Source organism: Streptococcus sp. HMSC061D10 (assembly GCF_001808865.1).
GTDB lineage: Bacteria > Bacillota > Bacilli > Lactobacillales > Streptococcaceae > Streptococcus.
Genome location: NZ_KV795020.1, coordinates 42,108 through 56,717 on the forward strand (window position 1 = coordinate 42,108; position 14,610 = coordinate 56,717).

At 40.0% G+C, this 14,610-nt stretch carries 14 protein-coding genes and 1 other annotated feature; of the genes, 1 reads left to right on the forward strand and 13 read right to left on the reverse strand.

The features are described 5' to 3' along the window. Nucleotides 1–10: 10 nt before the first annotated feature. The 10 genes from rplT to HMPREF2728_RS06960 form a co-directional block, all read right to left on the reverse strand. Entirely contained in the window at nt 11–370 is a 360-nt protein-coding gene (rplT, locus tag HMPREF2728_RS06915) for a 50S ribosomal protein L20 (protein WP_000124834.1), read from the reverse strand. 50 nt (nt 371–420) lie between these two features. After that, a complete protein-coding gene (gene rpmI, locus HMPREF2728_RS06920; RefSeq protein WP_001125942.1) occupies nt 421–621 on the reverse strand; it encodes a 50S ribosomal protein L35 in 201 nt (66 codons plus the stop codon). A 32-nt stretch (nt 622–653) separates the two neighbouring features. Then, nucleotides 654–1,184: a translation initiation factor IF-3 gene (infC, locus tag HMPREF2728_RS06925; RefSeq protein WP_000848177.1), complete on the reverse strand. Its 531-nt coding sequence runs from the start codon at nt 1,182–1,184 to the stop codon at nt 654–656. A 15-nt stretch (nt 1,185–1,199) separates the two neighbouring features. Then, nucleotides 1,200–1,330 (reverse strand) — a sequence feature (ribosomal protein L20 leader region). Between the two features lie 88 nt (nt 1,331–1,418). Further along, complete coding sequence (gene pgdA / locus HMPREF2728_RS06930) at nt 1,419–2,810, reverse strand: peptidoglycan-N-acetylglucosamine deacetylase PgdA (protein WP_075227454.1); 1,392 nt, start codon at nt 2,808–2,810, stop codon at nt 1,419–1,421. Nucleotides 2,811–3,071: 261 nt separating this feature from the next. Continuing rightward, a complete protein-coding gene (gene ezrA, locus HMPREF2728_RS06935; protein WP_070459688.1) occupies nt 3,072–4,799 on the reverse strand; it encodes a septation ring formation regulator EzrA in 1,728 nt (575 codons plus the stop codon). 81 nt (nt 4,800–4,880) lie between these two features. Then, nucleotides 4,881–6,827 carry a DNA topoisomerase (ATP-hydrolyzing) subunit B gene (gene gyrB, locus HMPREF2728_RS06940; RefSeq protein WP_060955519.1) on the reverse strand — a complete coding sequence of 649 codons (1,947 nt, stop codon included), beginning with the start codon at nt 6,825–6,827 and terminating at the stop codon, nt 4,881–4,883. A 14-nt stretch (nt 6,828–6,841) separates the two neighbouring features. After that, nucleotides 6,842–7,405 (reverse strand): HAD family hydrolase, encoded by a 564-nt coding sequence (locus tag HMPREF2728_RS06945; protein WP_075227645.1) that lies wholly within the window; start codon nt 7,403–7,405, stop codon nt 6,842–6,844. A gap of 105 nt (nt 7,406–7,510) precedes the next feature. Continuing rightward, a complete protein-coding gene (locus HMPREF2728_RS06950; RefSeq protein ID WP_075227455.1) occupies nt 7,511–8,062 on the reverse strand; it encodes a DJ-1 family glyoxalase III in 552 nt (183 codons plus the stop codon). A 10-nt stretch (nt 8,063–8,072) separates the two neighbouring features. Next, nucleotides 8,073–9,296, reverse strand: a complete 1,224-nt coding sequence (locus HMPREF2728_RS06955) for an FtsW/RodA/SpoVE family cell cycle protein (protein WP_070459697.1) — start codon at nt 9,294–9,296, stop codon at nt 8,073–8,075. Between the two features lie 32 nt (nt 9,297–9,328). Beyond that, nucleotides 9,329–11,782, reverse strand: coding sequence for a bifunctional DnaQ family exonuclease/ATP-dependent helicase (locus HMPREF2728_RS06960; RefSeq protein ID WP_186822200.1), 2,454 nt, complete (start codon nt 11,780–11,782; stop codon nt 9,329–9,331). Nucleotides 11,783–11,900: 118 nt separating this feature from the next. On the opposite strand from HMPREF2728_RS06960, the gene HMPREF2728_RS06965 reads away from it, so the two are divergent. Continuing rightward, entirely contained in the window at nt 11,901–12,086 is a 186-nt protein-coding gene (locus tag HMPREF2728_RS06965) for a hypothetical protein (RefSeq protein ID WP_061863250.1), read from the forward strand. 23 nt (nt 12,087–12,109) lie between these two features. Here the strand turns inward: HMPREF2728_RS06965 and HMPREF2728_RS06970 are convergent, their stop codons facing one another. The 3 genes from HMPREF2728_RS06970 to HMPREF2728_RS06980 form a co-directional block, all read right to left on the reverse strand. Next, a complete protein-coding gene (locus HMPREF2728_RS06970; protein WP_075227456.1) occupies nt 12,110–12,958 on the reverse strand; it encodes an NAD(P)H-hydrate dehydratase in 849 nt (282 codons plus the stop codon). A gap of 3 nt (nt 12,959–12,961) precedes the next feature. Beyond that, complete coding sequence (locus tag HMPREF2728_RS06975) at nt 12,962–13,786, reverse strand: phosphate ABC transporter ATPase (protein ID WP_075227457.1); 825 nt, start codon at nt 13,784–13,786, stop codon at nt 12,962–12,964. A 127-nt stretch (nt 13,787–13,913) separates the two neighbouring features. Further along, on the reverse strand, nt 13,914–14,610 hold a 697-nt coding region (locus tag HMPREF2728_RS06980), incomplete at its 5' end, for an SIALI-17 repeat-containing surface protein (RefSeq protein ID WP_186822201.1).

A 14,610-nucleotide genomic window follows, 5' to 3' on the forward strand; every position in this document is an offset into this window, starting at 1 on the left:
TTTTTAATAATTATTTACCAAGTTTTGCCTTAGCTGCATCTGCAAGAGCTGTGAAAGCTGCTGCATCGTTAACAGCCAAGTCAGCAAGCATTTTACGGTTAACTTCGATCTCAGCCAATTTCAAACCATGCATCAATTGTGAGTATGAAAGTCCGTTCATACGAGCTGCCGCGTTGATACGTGTAATCCACAATTTACGGAAGTCACGTTTCTTTTGACGACGGTCACGGTATGCATAGTAGTAAGAGTTCATTACTTGTTCTTTTGCAGTACGGAACAAGATATGTTTAGCTCCATAGTAACCTTTTGCTAATTTAAGAATACGTTTACGACGTTTGCGTGATACAACGCCACCTTTAACACGTGCCATTTATATTTCCTCCAAATATTTCCTAGAATTGTTTACTTACAAATACGCGATTATTTCAAGCGAGTAAGCATTGCTTTGATACGTTTGAAATCTCCTGAATGCACCATAGATGCTTTACGAAGATGACGACGTTGTTTTTTAGTTTTTCCGTGGAAACGGTGAGAAGTGTAAGCACGGAAACGTTTAAGTCCACCAGAACCTGTACGTTTGAAACGTTTAGCTGATGCGCGGTGTGTTTTTTGTTTTGGCATGATTTTTTCTCCTTTATTTAACTTTCTGACAATTATTTTTTGTCAGTTGCTGGCGCCAATTGCATGAACATTTGGCGTCCATCCATTTTAGCACGTTGTTCAATGATAGCAATATCTTGAGTTGCTTCAGCGAACTCGGCTAAAACTTTTGCACCAATCTCTTTATGGGTGATCATACGCCCCTTAAAGCGAATGGATACCTTCACTTTGTTCCCTTTTTCAAGGAACTTGCGAGCATTGCGAAGTTTAGTTTCGAAGTCACCCTTGTCAATAACCGGGCTCAAACGAACTTCTTTCACGGTCACAACGCTTTGTTTTTTGCGTTGTTCTTTTTGTTTCTTCTGGTACTCAAATTTGAACTTGCCGTAGTCCATAATTTTTGCAACAGGAGGTTTAGCTTGAGGTTGAATGAGAACCAAGTCCACATTAGCTTCGTCCGCAAGTGCTTGCGCTTCGCTCAGTGGTTTGATACCCAATTGCTCACCTTCAAGACCGATTAAGCGAACTTCGCGTACACGAATTTCATCATTGATGAATAAGTCTTGCTTTGCTATGGTTTTCACCTCTTTTTTTAATTTAGAGAAAAACAAGAGCGGACTTGCTAACGCAAATCCGCACTACATGATTGTATTTCATTTCTGAAATTTGATCCGTAGGGGCCAGACAACGTTAGTCGCAAGGCGAGAAGTTCTCACTTCTGCTTTTCTCAACTTTTATATGATATCAAGTTTTCCCCTACTTGTCAAGATTAAAACTATCTTTTTTTAATTTTTTCTAAATATTTGCCGACAATGACCTTACTGGTTACGAGAATAGTAAATCTCATGTGGCTTCAAACGAGTGTTGAGTAAATCTGATACAGTAACAAAACTATAACCTTGTCCCTGCAGATACTCAATTACCTTTGGTAATGAATTAACAGATGTTTGATGGATATCATGCATCAAAATGATAGATCCATTGCTTACCTGACGTTGAATTTCTGTTAAAATAGCAGCTTCATTTTTACTCTTCCAATCCAAACTATCCACATCCCACATAATAAAGCTTAAATCAAGGCTATTGCGAATATCATCTGAGATTGCTCCGTATGGCGGACGCATCAATTTAGAACCTTTTCCAAGAACTTTTGTAATAGCGTCTTCGGTATCTGTGAGCTGTTTCTTAGCATCTTCCAATGACAGTTTTGTTAAAATTGGATGATTCCAACTATGGTTTCCAACTTCATGACCTTCAGACTGCATACGTTTAAGAATTGACTCATTACCTGCAATATTCTTTCCTTGGACAAAGAAAGTTGCTTTAATCTTGTATTTAGCCAAGATATCCAATGCCTGTGGTGTTGTATTTCCGTCCGGTCCATCATCAAAGGTAAGAGCTACTACTTTTTTATTTTTCTCATCCTGAGCCTTCTTATAAAGCTCTGCATCCTTTTCAGTTAGATAGGACGATTGGATAACATCAAAGAAGTCTGAAATAGGTAAAGCTATTTCTTCTACATTATTAGTTGCTTTGACTGGATATAACACCAATTGACTATCTTTGTATGCGAACTTCCAGGATGATAAATCGGTAGCTGAAAAATCGGCTATTACTTGATCAACAAGAGTTTGTTCAAGCTTTTTATCTTGGAGCGTTGACTTGATATTCTCAAGAAATGTTTCTTTGGCTTTGCTAGCATCTGTAAAGAGCTGATCTAAAGTAAACAGGGTCCCATCTTCCTTAAGATAAAGCTGATCCAATGATGTATTTTCTAATTCTACAACAGTAGAATCACTCAAATCATAGACCTGTTTTTTCACAAGATGACTCTCCACACCCTTGATAGAGGAAGAATCTTTCTCAGAGTAGTAAAAGATCAAATCTTCCTTATCTTCTACCTTATCCGTGATATCTTTTACAATGATATCCTGAACAGGGGTAATGACCTTGTTCCCCGTCATAGGATAGTAGGTGATGATTTCTGCCCGCCCTTTACGAAAATGATCTTTCTGACTTCCTTGTGAATAGGAATCATCTTTTTCTTTTTTCAGTGCTTCAATTTTTTGCTCAAAAGCTTGCTTCGTCAAGACTTTATAAGCAATACCTGCTCCTAATGTTAAGATTGTGAAGAATAGAAGCCCCACAATAATCCACAAATTTCTTCTCTTTCTGTCGTTTACTTTACGGCTTGTTCTTTTTTTTGTCATAGTCTTATCATATCAAACATGCCTATAATTTCAATGATAAATAGGAAAATGTCCATTTTTTAGAAAAAGATCGGTAAAAGAAAGAGGTTGGGACAAAAGATCCCTACCTCACTTTCTATTAGCAATCAAACTTTGACGCGGTAGCTGATTGGACTTTTCGTTCGTCTTTTAGACTCCCAAAACTCCTAATCATCTTCGCGGGGCTGGGACTACGAAATCGAGACTTTGTCTATCGATTTCTGTCCCACCGCCTTCACTTGATTAAAATCGAATGATTTCTCTTGTTTTTTCATATGAAGAAACAAAGCGATTTGTTACTCCTGGTTCAGCAACTTCCAAAGCTTGGGAAATCTTTTCAAAAGATGCTTGATAATCAAAGGCATTTTCAAAGATTTCTAAAGATTCATGGAAGGCTTGTTGAATCCCTTCATCAAATGATCTGTAGCGATTAGAATATTGAAGCAACTGTTCTGTCAAGGTAGCATATTGCACGATACTGTATGTTTCTGTTTCCAAAACTTCCATATCATGTGACGCGATTTCTAGGATACGATTGACAGACTCAATGTTGACTTGTGACTGTTCCAATTCTGCCATCAAATCCTCTGTACTATGGCTAGCAGCAAAGAACAATTTCAAGAAGTTCTGTGGGATTCCTGGAAGATTTCTCTTTTCCATGTAGCGCTTGATTGTGTGAAGGCGATTGACGTAAACATTTGCCTTTTGACGTGCATTAACATCATCTTTTTCAATCTGCACTAGACGTTCGCTCACTGAAACTTGATCATCTTCAATTTCTTTTAATGTAGCTTGAACATTTTCTAAACGTTCTTCCAATACAGAGTAAGCTTCTGAATATTCCTCTTGTTCTGAAGTCAAATCGCTAACTGTAAGTTCTAGGGAATCCAAATCCACTTGAAGACGACGAACATGATTTACATCACTCTCAGCCATCAAGTAGGTCTTGCTCAAACGCTCGATATCTTTAACCAAGACTTGATTATTGTCTTTTAAGTGGTCAAGGTAGGTTGGAAGTGTTGACAACAAGTTTTCAACAACTTTTTGAGAAGCAATCTCTCGTGTGAAAATATTATAGAGAGCATTGATTTCTTCTTGAATCTGAGTATTTTCATATTCAGCATTGTCCAATTCCAATTTTTTAATATTTTCTTGGTTATTTTTCAAAGCTTCATACAACAACTGTAAACGTGATTCTATGTCAGTTTCTACAAAGTGATAGTTGGCATCAAGCAACTTACGATAGCCAGCCTCTAGATCTTCAAGTTGATCAGGGAGTTCAGTCGTTAGTTTAGTAACAATTGCTGGAATTCTCTCTACGATATGTGTCAAAGCGAGAATATGATTTTCAGCATTATCCAAAATCCCTGCTGCTTCAACTGGATCTCCTGAAGAGTTTAGCGTCACAAATTGAGAAAATTCAGATTGGATGTTCTCCAATTGTTTTTCAATTTCAGGAAGCGCTTGACCATATTTCTCAGAATCTTCTGCGACTGTTTTCTGCAGGCTTTCAAATAAATCTAAAGCATGCAAGACACGACCACTATTTTTGGATTCTTGTTTTTCTAGATCTGCCAAAGCATTTCGAATGGAAGCAATATCTTCTTCGATAAGGGTAATCTGGCTTTCAATTTGATCAATTTTGTGTTGAGCCTTCAAGAAACGAAATGAATTATTGTACCCTTCTGCTTCAAACAGATTATTCTCAATATCCGCAAATGAGTTGAGTGATAGGTCTACCCATTTTTGGTTCCACTCTCTAAATGCAATCTGACTTTGACCAATCAGATGCATATTCTTAACAGCTTCTACTTCATCGTTAACTGGAAGGTTATACAACTCTTCCTTTCTTTCTTCTAATACTGCCAGCCTCTTTTCATTGCGTTTGCGTAACAAAACTGCCACAACATATGCAATAATCAGAAGAGCCGCGATTGCAATCATAGTAATAATCAACAGATTATCAGACATATCAAACTCCTTTTTATACATGAAACAATTGTAATGATTATATCATATTTTTCAAACCATGGGAACTATTTCCCAATTTTTTTAAACGTCAAGCGTACTGTAGACAGCATTTTCTTCGATAAATTCTCGACGTGGTTCTACACGGTCACCCATGAGCATATCAAAGATTTTATCTGCTTCTGCAGCATCATCAACTGATACACGAGCCATGAGACGATGTTCTGGGTTCATGGTTGTTTCCCAAAGTTGATGATCATCCATTTCTCCAAGACCTTTATAACGCTGAATAGTTGGTTTTGAACGTCCTTCACTATAGCGAGCCAAGGCTTCCTGTAGACGGGTTTCTTGATCTGCTCCAGGTTGGATGTATTCTTTAATTTCACTGCCGACCTTAACACCGTAAATTGGTGGTTGAGCGATATAAACATAACCTGCTTCTAAAACGGGTTTCATATAACGATAAATCAACGTTAACAAGAGGGTACGGATGTGGGCTCCATCAACATCGGCATCCGTCATGATAACGAGTTTTTGGTAACGGGCCTTGCTGACATCAAATTCAGCACCAAAGCCTGTTCCCATAGCTGTGAAAAGGCTACGGATTTCTTCATTGGCAAGGATTTTATCCATGCTGGCCTTTTCAACGTTGAGGATTTTACCGCGAATTGGTAAAATCGCTTGGAATTCACGGTCACGACCAGACTTTGCAGAACCTCCTGCTGAATCTCCTTCGACGATGAAAAGTTCAGTTTCAGCTGGATTGTTTGAGGAACAATCTGCTAATTTCCCTGGAAGGTTTGAAATCTCTAAACCAGATTTCTTACGAGTAACCTCACGCGCACGCTTGGCTGCGACACGGGCTTTCGCAGCCAGAATCCCTTTTTCAACGATACGCTTAGCAATCTGAGGATTTTCCATCAGGAAGTCTGAAAATGCTTCACTAAAGAGTCGGTTGGTAATCTTGACAACTTCACTATTTCCAAGTTTAGTTTTCGTTTGTCCTTCAAACTGAGGATTTGGATGCTTCACAGAGATAACAGCAGTCAATCCTTCACGGACATCCTCACCTGTTAGATTATCTTCATTGTCTTTGAGGAGTTTGTTTTTACGAGCGTAGTCGTTAATGACACGGGTTAAGGCTGTACGGAACCCTTGCTCATGGGTTCCACCTTCATGAGTATGAATGTTATTGGCGAAACTCATGACATTTTCATGGTAACCAGTTGTGTACTGCATGGCTACTTCGACTGTGATATCATCCATTTCTCCATCAGTGTAGATTGGTTTTTCAAAAATGACATCCTTGTTTTCATTGATATATTCTACATAGCTCGCAATCCCACCTTCGTAGTGATAATGCTTGGTTTGTTCAAGTCCTTCACGTTTGTCAGTGATGGAGATTTGAAGGCCACGATTCAGAAAGGCGAGTTCTTGGATACGTTTGTTTAATTTATCGAAATCAAAGGTTGTTGTTTCTGTAAAAATCTCTGGGTCTGGAGTAAAGTGTACGGTTGTACCTGTTTTATCAGTATCTCCAATCACCTCAAGGTCAGCAACAACATGTCCACGACGGTATTCTTGGTAATGGATTTTTCCATTTTTGTGAACACGAACATCCAACTGAGTAGAAAGAGCATTTACAACGGATGAACCTACACCGTGGAGTCCACCTGAAACCTTGTATCCGCCACCGCCAAATTTACCTCCAGCGTGAAGAACGGTAAAGACAGTTTCAACGGCAGGACGGCCTGTCTTTTCTTGAATATCAACAGGGATACCACGTCCATCATCAACAACCGTGATAGAGTCATCTGGCTCAATAAAGACCTGAATATGACTAGCAAATCCCGCCAAGGCCTCATCGATAGAGTTATCAACGATTTCCCAGACTAGGTGGTGAAGACCTTCTTTTGAAGTCGACCCGATATACATTCCAGGACGCATACGAACGGCTTCCAGACCTTCCAAAACTTGAATCTGACTGGCATCATAATCCTGTGCCTGTTGGTTTTTGATTTCTTCTGTCATTTTTTCCCTTTTTCTTACATTTCTAATACTTGTCTCAATGTCACGATATCTTCAAAGAGATGCGTCGCTAAGCCAGCTGCTTGTCCAGCTTCAATGTCTATAGGTCGATCACCAATAACGATGCCAGAACCTATCTTGTACTTATCTCGCAAATAGATCATAGACTCTGGATTTGGTTTTCTCTTAAAGCCAGAGCTAGCTGTTACTACTTCTGTAAAATAGTCAGCAATTCCAGTCTTTTCAAGGATTTCCAAAACTTGGTCATTGCGATGCGAAACTAAAAAGTTCCGTCCTCCCTGATCTGAGATTTCCTCCAACAAAGCAGGTACTCCCTCAAACAAGGCAGGATGTTCAAGCTCTCGCGCTTCATTTTCCTTATATTTTTCTAAAAAATGCTCTATTGTTGGGGCAAATTGGTCAATCGCAAAAGCAGTTGACACTTTCAAGGCATTGTAAACTTTATCATGTTCTTCTTCGATTCCAAATTGAGCTAATGTTTCCACAAAAGCAGCAGTCGAAGTCTCATAATTATCAAGTAAAGTTCCACCTAAATCCCAGATGTAATCGTGATATTTCATACCCTTCATTATAGCATTTTTTTATCAAAAAAGCGACGATTTCCTTCTATTTTAACAGTAAAAAACGAGAAGAATCCCCTAATTCATAGATTCCTCTCGTTTTAGTTAATCTATTCCAAACACATCACGATAGAGCATGGCTTCTCTCAAAGCATCTGCATCTCCACCAAGTTGTTCTACTAGGTTATAAGCAAAAGTAAGGGCAGTTGCTGGACCACGACTGGTAGTCAGCTGACCATCGACAACTACTGTTTCCTTGCGATAGTAACCATCAGCAATTTGCTCTTGGACACCATCATAACAGGTGAACCCTTTATCCTTGAGGAGTCCAGCTCGATTCAGTACAATTGGTGCTGCACAAATGGCTGCTATTTTTTTACCAACTTGCTCAAATTTTTGAAGTTCAGCAATCAATTGCTCATTATCACGCAAGTGAGCTGAACCTGGCATACCTCCTGGTAAGACAATCATGTCGTACTCAGATAAATCACCATCAAACACACGATCTGCTTGTACTTGGATGGCATGTGACCCCGTCACTTGGGCTTCAAAACCAACCATATGACAAGTAATATTGGCACGACGTAATACATCCACAACTGTTAGGGCTTCGATTTCTTCAAAGCCATCTGCTAAGATAACTGCAACTTTAGCCATGATTTACTCCTTATTTAACTTTTTTCAAAACAACTTTCTTCCGTTTAAATCTTGTCTTACCGCTCTTTTCTTCGGCTAGATGCGTTTGATAACTCATCGATAGAAGCAGACCAACACCAATCAGATTACTGATAATGGCTGATCCCCCTTGGGAAATGAACGGCAGAGGGATCCCTGTCAGTGGCAGCAGACCTGTCACCGCACCGATATTTTCAAAAATATGGAACAAGAGCATCATAATGAAGCCAGTTGAAATGTAGGTATAAAATTGATTATTGGACTTCAGAGTGATTTTTAACATTCGATAGATAAGTAGGAGATAAAGTGTAATTACAAGGACAGAACCAATAAAACCAAAATCTTCTGCAATAACTGTAAAAATCATATCACTCTCACGAACAGGGATTAAGAGATTGGATACATTAAATCCTTGACCAAATAGGCCTCCACTTCCAATGGCGATTTGCCCTTGCGCCTGTTGATAGGTGGTCGTTTGTGCATAATCAAAGGGATTGAGCCAAGCCAGAATACGGTTGATCTGATAGGTTGGCATCCCGACCTGATGCATGAAAGCACGCCCATCTTTTGTGATGAAAATGGCCAAAAATCCTGCAATTCCTGATACAACTGTCGCAAAAATTGGAATGATGATTTTCCATGATACCCCAGAAAGCAAGACAAGTCCAGCAAAGATGGCGACAAAAACCAAGGCCGTTCCTAGGTCACTCTGCAAGGCCAGTAAAACTAAGACTGGCAGTGTGAAGACAATCAACCACAATATCAAGTGAAAGTCTAATGCAATCGTTCGTTCTTTTTCCTTATGTTTTTGTGTGAACTGAACAATGACCCGAGCCAAGATCAAAATATAGGAAATTTTCATGAATTCGGAAGGTTGGAAAAGTGTCACTCCTCCAATTGACACCCAGTTTTTGGCCCCTGTTGCTGCCACTAAATTGGGATTGTAAAAAACCAAGGGTAAAACCATGAGGACTAGACCTAGGGCGTAGAGATAGGGAGTTGCCTGCCATAAAAATTTTGTATTAAAAAACATGACTACAAAGCTGATGATAATTCCCAAGACGATCCATGCTAGTTGCTGACCAAGAATAGGCCAAATATTTTGAGGATAGTCATGGCTGACAGCTATGTAAATAGCCACAACTCCAATCACCAGCAAACAGAATACTGGCAATATCAAACTATAATCGACCCGAGAGTCGAGAGAACGTTTCATAAAGGTCTCCTTCATTCTTTCAGATGTTTATTTTATTTTTTGTGTAAAAATTCTTGAACTTTTGAAAATACTTGCTCTTTGCCAATTTCTCTGACTCGACTAGTCTGTGACAAGGCCTTGCCAATCTGCTTTCCATATCGCTTGCTTGTCATTCGGCTATCCAAGATAAGGACAGAGGAGCGTTGCCCTAGACGACGCATGGTTCTACCAATTGCTTGTTTGAGGCGAATAATAGCCATTGGCAGTTGATAGTCGTAGAAAGGATTTTTCCCTTCAAGACGCAGTTCCTGATTCATTTTTTTCGTAAAAGGATCTTCTGGATTTTGGAAGGGCAGGCGTGTCACCACTTCAATCACTCGAGGATGAGTCGCAAAATCAACTCCCTCCCAAAAACTACCTGTCCCTAGTAAGAGTTGAGAGTCTCCTCTTTCAAATCGTTTCTTGAGTTGAGCCGGATCCCCGTTCTTATATTGGGCTAAATGAGAAAGAGATAAAGAATCTGATACCTGCAACAAAAGGTCTTTTGAAGTGAATAAAACGAGCATGGGCTCTTCAAGATAAGACAAATCTTCCAGCACTTCTACAAGAGCATGAGCATAGTCTTCTTGAGAGGTTTCAGTCACCAATGGAAAATCCTTAACAACCAAAATTTCTTGATTTTCTTGAAAATTCTCATCCAGTCTGTCAAAAGCTGCATGCGGGAATCCCATTAGTTCTGGTAAAGATACTCTGCTACTAATTTCCAAGGTTGCAGAGACAGCTAAGAGTTGACAACTCTCTGGAAAGATTTCCGAAAAGAGCAGACGTTGATTGCGACTGGAAGAAATGACAACCTTCTTGCTAGACAAGTCTGAGGCTGATAGCCAAAATTCTCCATCAGTGCAGAAAAACCGCTGACAGTCCTTGAAACCTTGAACTTCTAACTCTGAGAAATCCTGTTGGAGTTGTGCCATTGTTGTCGCAGGGCACATTCTTCGTTTGCCAGATAGAAACTGGTCCATCAAATGACAAAGCTCAAAGCGAATACTCTCCATCAAGCGTCTCTGAAGCGTCCCTTCTTCTCGAACTAGAGCTTGATCTAGCTGGTCTACTATGTCGTTTAAAACGAAACTCTTTTGTAAAAGACTTTCCAAAGTTAGCAAGATCTTCTGGGCCTCATCCAAGATCAAGAGACGGCCCTCTAGTAGACTGGGATCATCCTCAAGACGGGTAACGAGATAAGCATGATTTGTCACAAGTAGCTGGCAAGAGCGAGCTTTTTTCTGCCCCCGTCTCCAAAAATCCTCTAACCAAAAGAGAGAAGCTTTGGGAAGATTACCATCATGTACCAAGTTTGGTAAAAACTGCTGGTAACGGTAAAGCTGACCAATCTCGTCTAGGTCCCCCGTTTCTGTCTCGGTTAACCAAACTAGAAGTTGCATCTTAAAACGTGTGTACAAGCGATTGGACTCTTCTTCCTCTAGTACATGATGAAAGGCATCTAGTTTTAGATAATTCTGTGGTCCTTTAAGATTATGAATCGAAAGGTGAAAGACCTCTTCCAATCTACGAGCCTCTTCATGCATGACTTGATTTTGTAGAACTTTAGTAGGAACACTGATAAGGATTCCTTTTTCGTTTTCTAGTGAGAAAGCGGGTAACAAATAGCCGTAGGTTTTCCCAATTCCAGTCTGAGCTTGCACAAAAGCAATTTTTTCATTCTGTAGAAAATCTTGAACCTTTTGAGAAAAACTAGCTTGTGGGGCTCTATCTTCCAAATCCAACAAGGCAATATTGGTTTGGAAATCTTTAGATAGTTTACGTGGAGAAAGGACTGGCTTCTCTTTTCTTAAGAATAAGCCTTGCACTTCTACCAAATCATGCTCAACAAGGAGAGACTGTTTCTGATAAACTTCCTCGATGACTAGGTAAGATTCATAGAGTAAGCTGTCTGATAAACTCAATAAGCGCTCCAACAATCCTTTTGGCAGTCCAAACATCTTTTGTCTCATACAAAGAAAGAGCTCTGCTGTTGCTTGGGCATCTGATAAGGCAGTATGGGCTTTTTCTAGTGAAATTCCCAACTCCTGACAGAGAATTCCCAGATTGTATTTTTCAAGTTGAGGATAAAATACCTGGGCCAACTCGACTGTATCGATACGAGGCGTGCGCAATTCATAGCCCTCAAAAAAGAGAAATTCCGCCAACAAATTGGCATCGAACTGGACATTGTGTGCAACAAAAACACCGTCCTTGACCAAGTCAAAAATTTTTCCAGCCACCTGAGAAAACTCCGGTGCCTCTGCTAGTCGCTGATTGGTCAAGCCCGTTAATTCTTTGATATGAGAATCCAAGGGTTCGTGGGGATTGACATCCGTTGCAAATTGGTCAACAATCTCGCCATTTTCAATGACCACGATTCCCACTTGGATAATTTTTGCCTTGCTTCCGGTACTGGTTGCCTCTAAATCCACGACCACGTACCGATCATTTCTAAAATTCATCATTAAAAATTATATCAAAATTTACACAATTTGACATCCATGAACTTTATTGGAAGGGTCAAGTTTCTTGCAAGTTTTTCTAAAAAATGATTGAATAGAAGTTTAGAAAAGGAGGGACATCATGAACCCATTAGATTTGTTTAATCAAGTAAAAGAGCTAATCGAGAAAAAAGATTTGGCTGCCGCAAAAACCTTTGTCGAAGAAAACAAGGACCAACTCGGTGAGTATCTTAACCAAGCACAAATTTTGATTTCAGGCTCAGAAGGAATCGGTAATCTTGTTGATAAGGTCAAAGGACTCTTCTAATCCTTAAAAGGCACCTGAAAACCTCAGGTGTCTTTTTGTATTTTCTTCATGAAGGCTGGGATATGTTGACTAATCGTGGTTGGCAGAACTACAAAATTGTCCTCAGCTAGTTCTTGGGCAATTGCTGAATGTAAATAGGTCGCTACTGTCACTCTTTCATAGAGACTAACTTGTGGAAATTGCCCTGCAAAACCAGCGATCATCCCCGCCAAAGTATCACCCATGCCACCAGTCGCCTGATAGGGACCGCCAACACCCAGCTGATAAAAATCAGCATGCCCAGCTTGCCAGATTCGAGTAGCTAGACCTTTTTGAACCAAAATCGTTCCTGAAGGAAAGCTCTTCAAAGCCTCTCCTGTTTCCTTGCTTCCTTGGGAATCCAAATCTAAGCCTGACAAGACTTGCCATTCCCTCTGGTGAGGAGTTAAAACAAGCTGGGCTTTAGGAAATTTCATTCCCGTCTTCGCAAAAATGGATAAGGCACCACCATCCAGTATGAGAGTCTGGTCTTGATTTGAATGATGAAAGACTGTTTGGAGTAGCTCTTCTCCACGCTCATCATCCACTAATCCAGGCCCAACCAAGACAACACTTGCTTTCTCCAACTGTTGCTCAAGCAATTGCTTATCGTCAAGAGCAAAAGCCATAGCCTCCGGCAGATGGCTATGTATAGCTGGAATATTCTCCTTATCCGTTGCTACTGTCACCAAGCCTGCGCCACTTTTAACAGCACCTAAGGCAGCCATAATAATCGCTCCCCCATAGGGATAAGTCCCTCCAATCAAGAGAAGACGCCCATAGTCTCCCTTATGACTAGAACGAGGACGCTCGATGATCACTTTTTTCAGTAGAGCTTGATCAATCTCTTTCATACACTACTCCTTCAACTTATCCTTACCATGTAGTACTTGATTAACCTTGGTATTCCAAGCCTGTAACCCTTCTCCCTCATAGTCTAGGTAAATCACTCTATCTTGTAATCGACTAGGAATCAAACCTTCAAAACAAGCCTTATCTTTTGAAGGAATAACACATAAATGAAGAAAGGTATCCAAATCTAAACTATCTCTTACCTTCGCAACATGATAGCCATCAAAGATATAACCTGGCGCTTGAATTAATTCTTCATACAGAAAATGAAAACTAACGCCAGGAATGAACTTTTCTTGCAATTCCTCCTCAGACGGTGCCCGTCCTAACAAACGCTCCATAGCGAGTCGGTAACCCGAAGTCGTATTAGACCATCCAAACATGATATAGTCAAAATAGTCTGCTGGATCAGAAGCTGCATTACGACTATCTGTAACTAGTTCAGCCCCACTTTTACCAAATACTTTTACCGCCGACATGAGTTTTCCAGTATGAAAAATAGCCTGAGCCACCTCAACCGTACAAGTATGACTACAATAATTTGAAGTAACCAACTTCCTCTGAATATCATAGGTAGAAGCTACAAGCCGATGACTTGGTCTGTAGGGAGGAAAAAAGCTATGCACTTGCAAGTAATCATGAATTTGTATATTTAATTCATGATTCTTACATTCCACAATGGTCTGACGATGATGGTCCTGTTCGTAAGCAATAAACTTTGCTAGCTTCTCCAATTCCCATTCTTTAATCTGAGGATAGTTTTCAAGAGCAAATTGATAGATTCCATCCCACTGGAGACTATAATCTGCATTACAAACTTGTACAATCATGGTCCTTCTCCTCACATTCTCTTACTTTCATTATACACCTCACTACCCAATTAATAAAGGAGAAGACTATGCTATCTTCTCCTTCTTTTATAATGATTTGCTTTTTCAGAGTTGCGAGTTTTCAACCTTACTTTTCTTTACGTTTAACTGTTAGTAGAGCTACTGATAAAACAAGACTGAGACTTGCTAGGAAGGCAGCTGTATCAGATCGACTTTCACCTGTTTCTGGAAGTCTTGCTGAATCTACTTTCTCTGAAGCATTTTCAAAGTTTTCTCCATTAACTGCTGGCCCATGAGCTTGTTCTACTGGTTTTACTGGTTCTTGGTTTTGTTCTTTATAGACAATCGCATAAAGTCCTAGATCTTTAGTGACAAATTCAACCATGTCACCTACAAGCGTCACCTTTTGAACCTGTAAGCCTTGATCTAAGCTCATGTGATAAACTCCTTGAACCTGTCCCTTGACTGGTAATCTCACTAGGACAGCGCCTTTGAGTTCAACTTCTTGGTTGTCCTTATCCAGCAATTTCACTTGATAAGCATCGTAGTGCTTACCAGCTAATTCTTGACGTAGAACCTTTTGAACTTGAAGCTTAAGGTCTTTAGATAACTCTGTAGTTAGCCCTGCTACCAGAACTCCAGTTTCCTTATCAGTCAAAATTCGAACCTCTTCGGCTGGTTTAACAAGATTTGGTGCAGGATCATTTCCAGCTGTAGCCACTGTTCCTGTGTATTCTGGCAACTCATTCTTGACAGCTTCAGCAGCATTGACGCCACCTGTAAATTCTGGGACTTCATTCTTAGCTGCCTCTACTGCATTGACA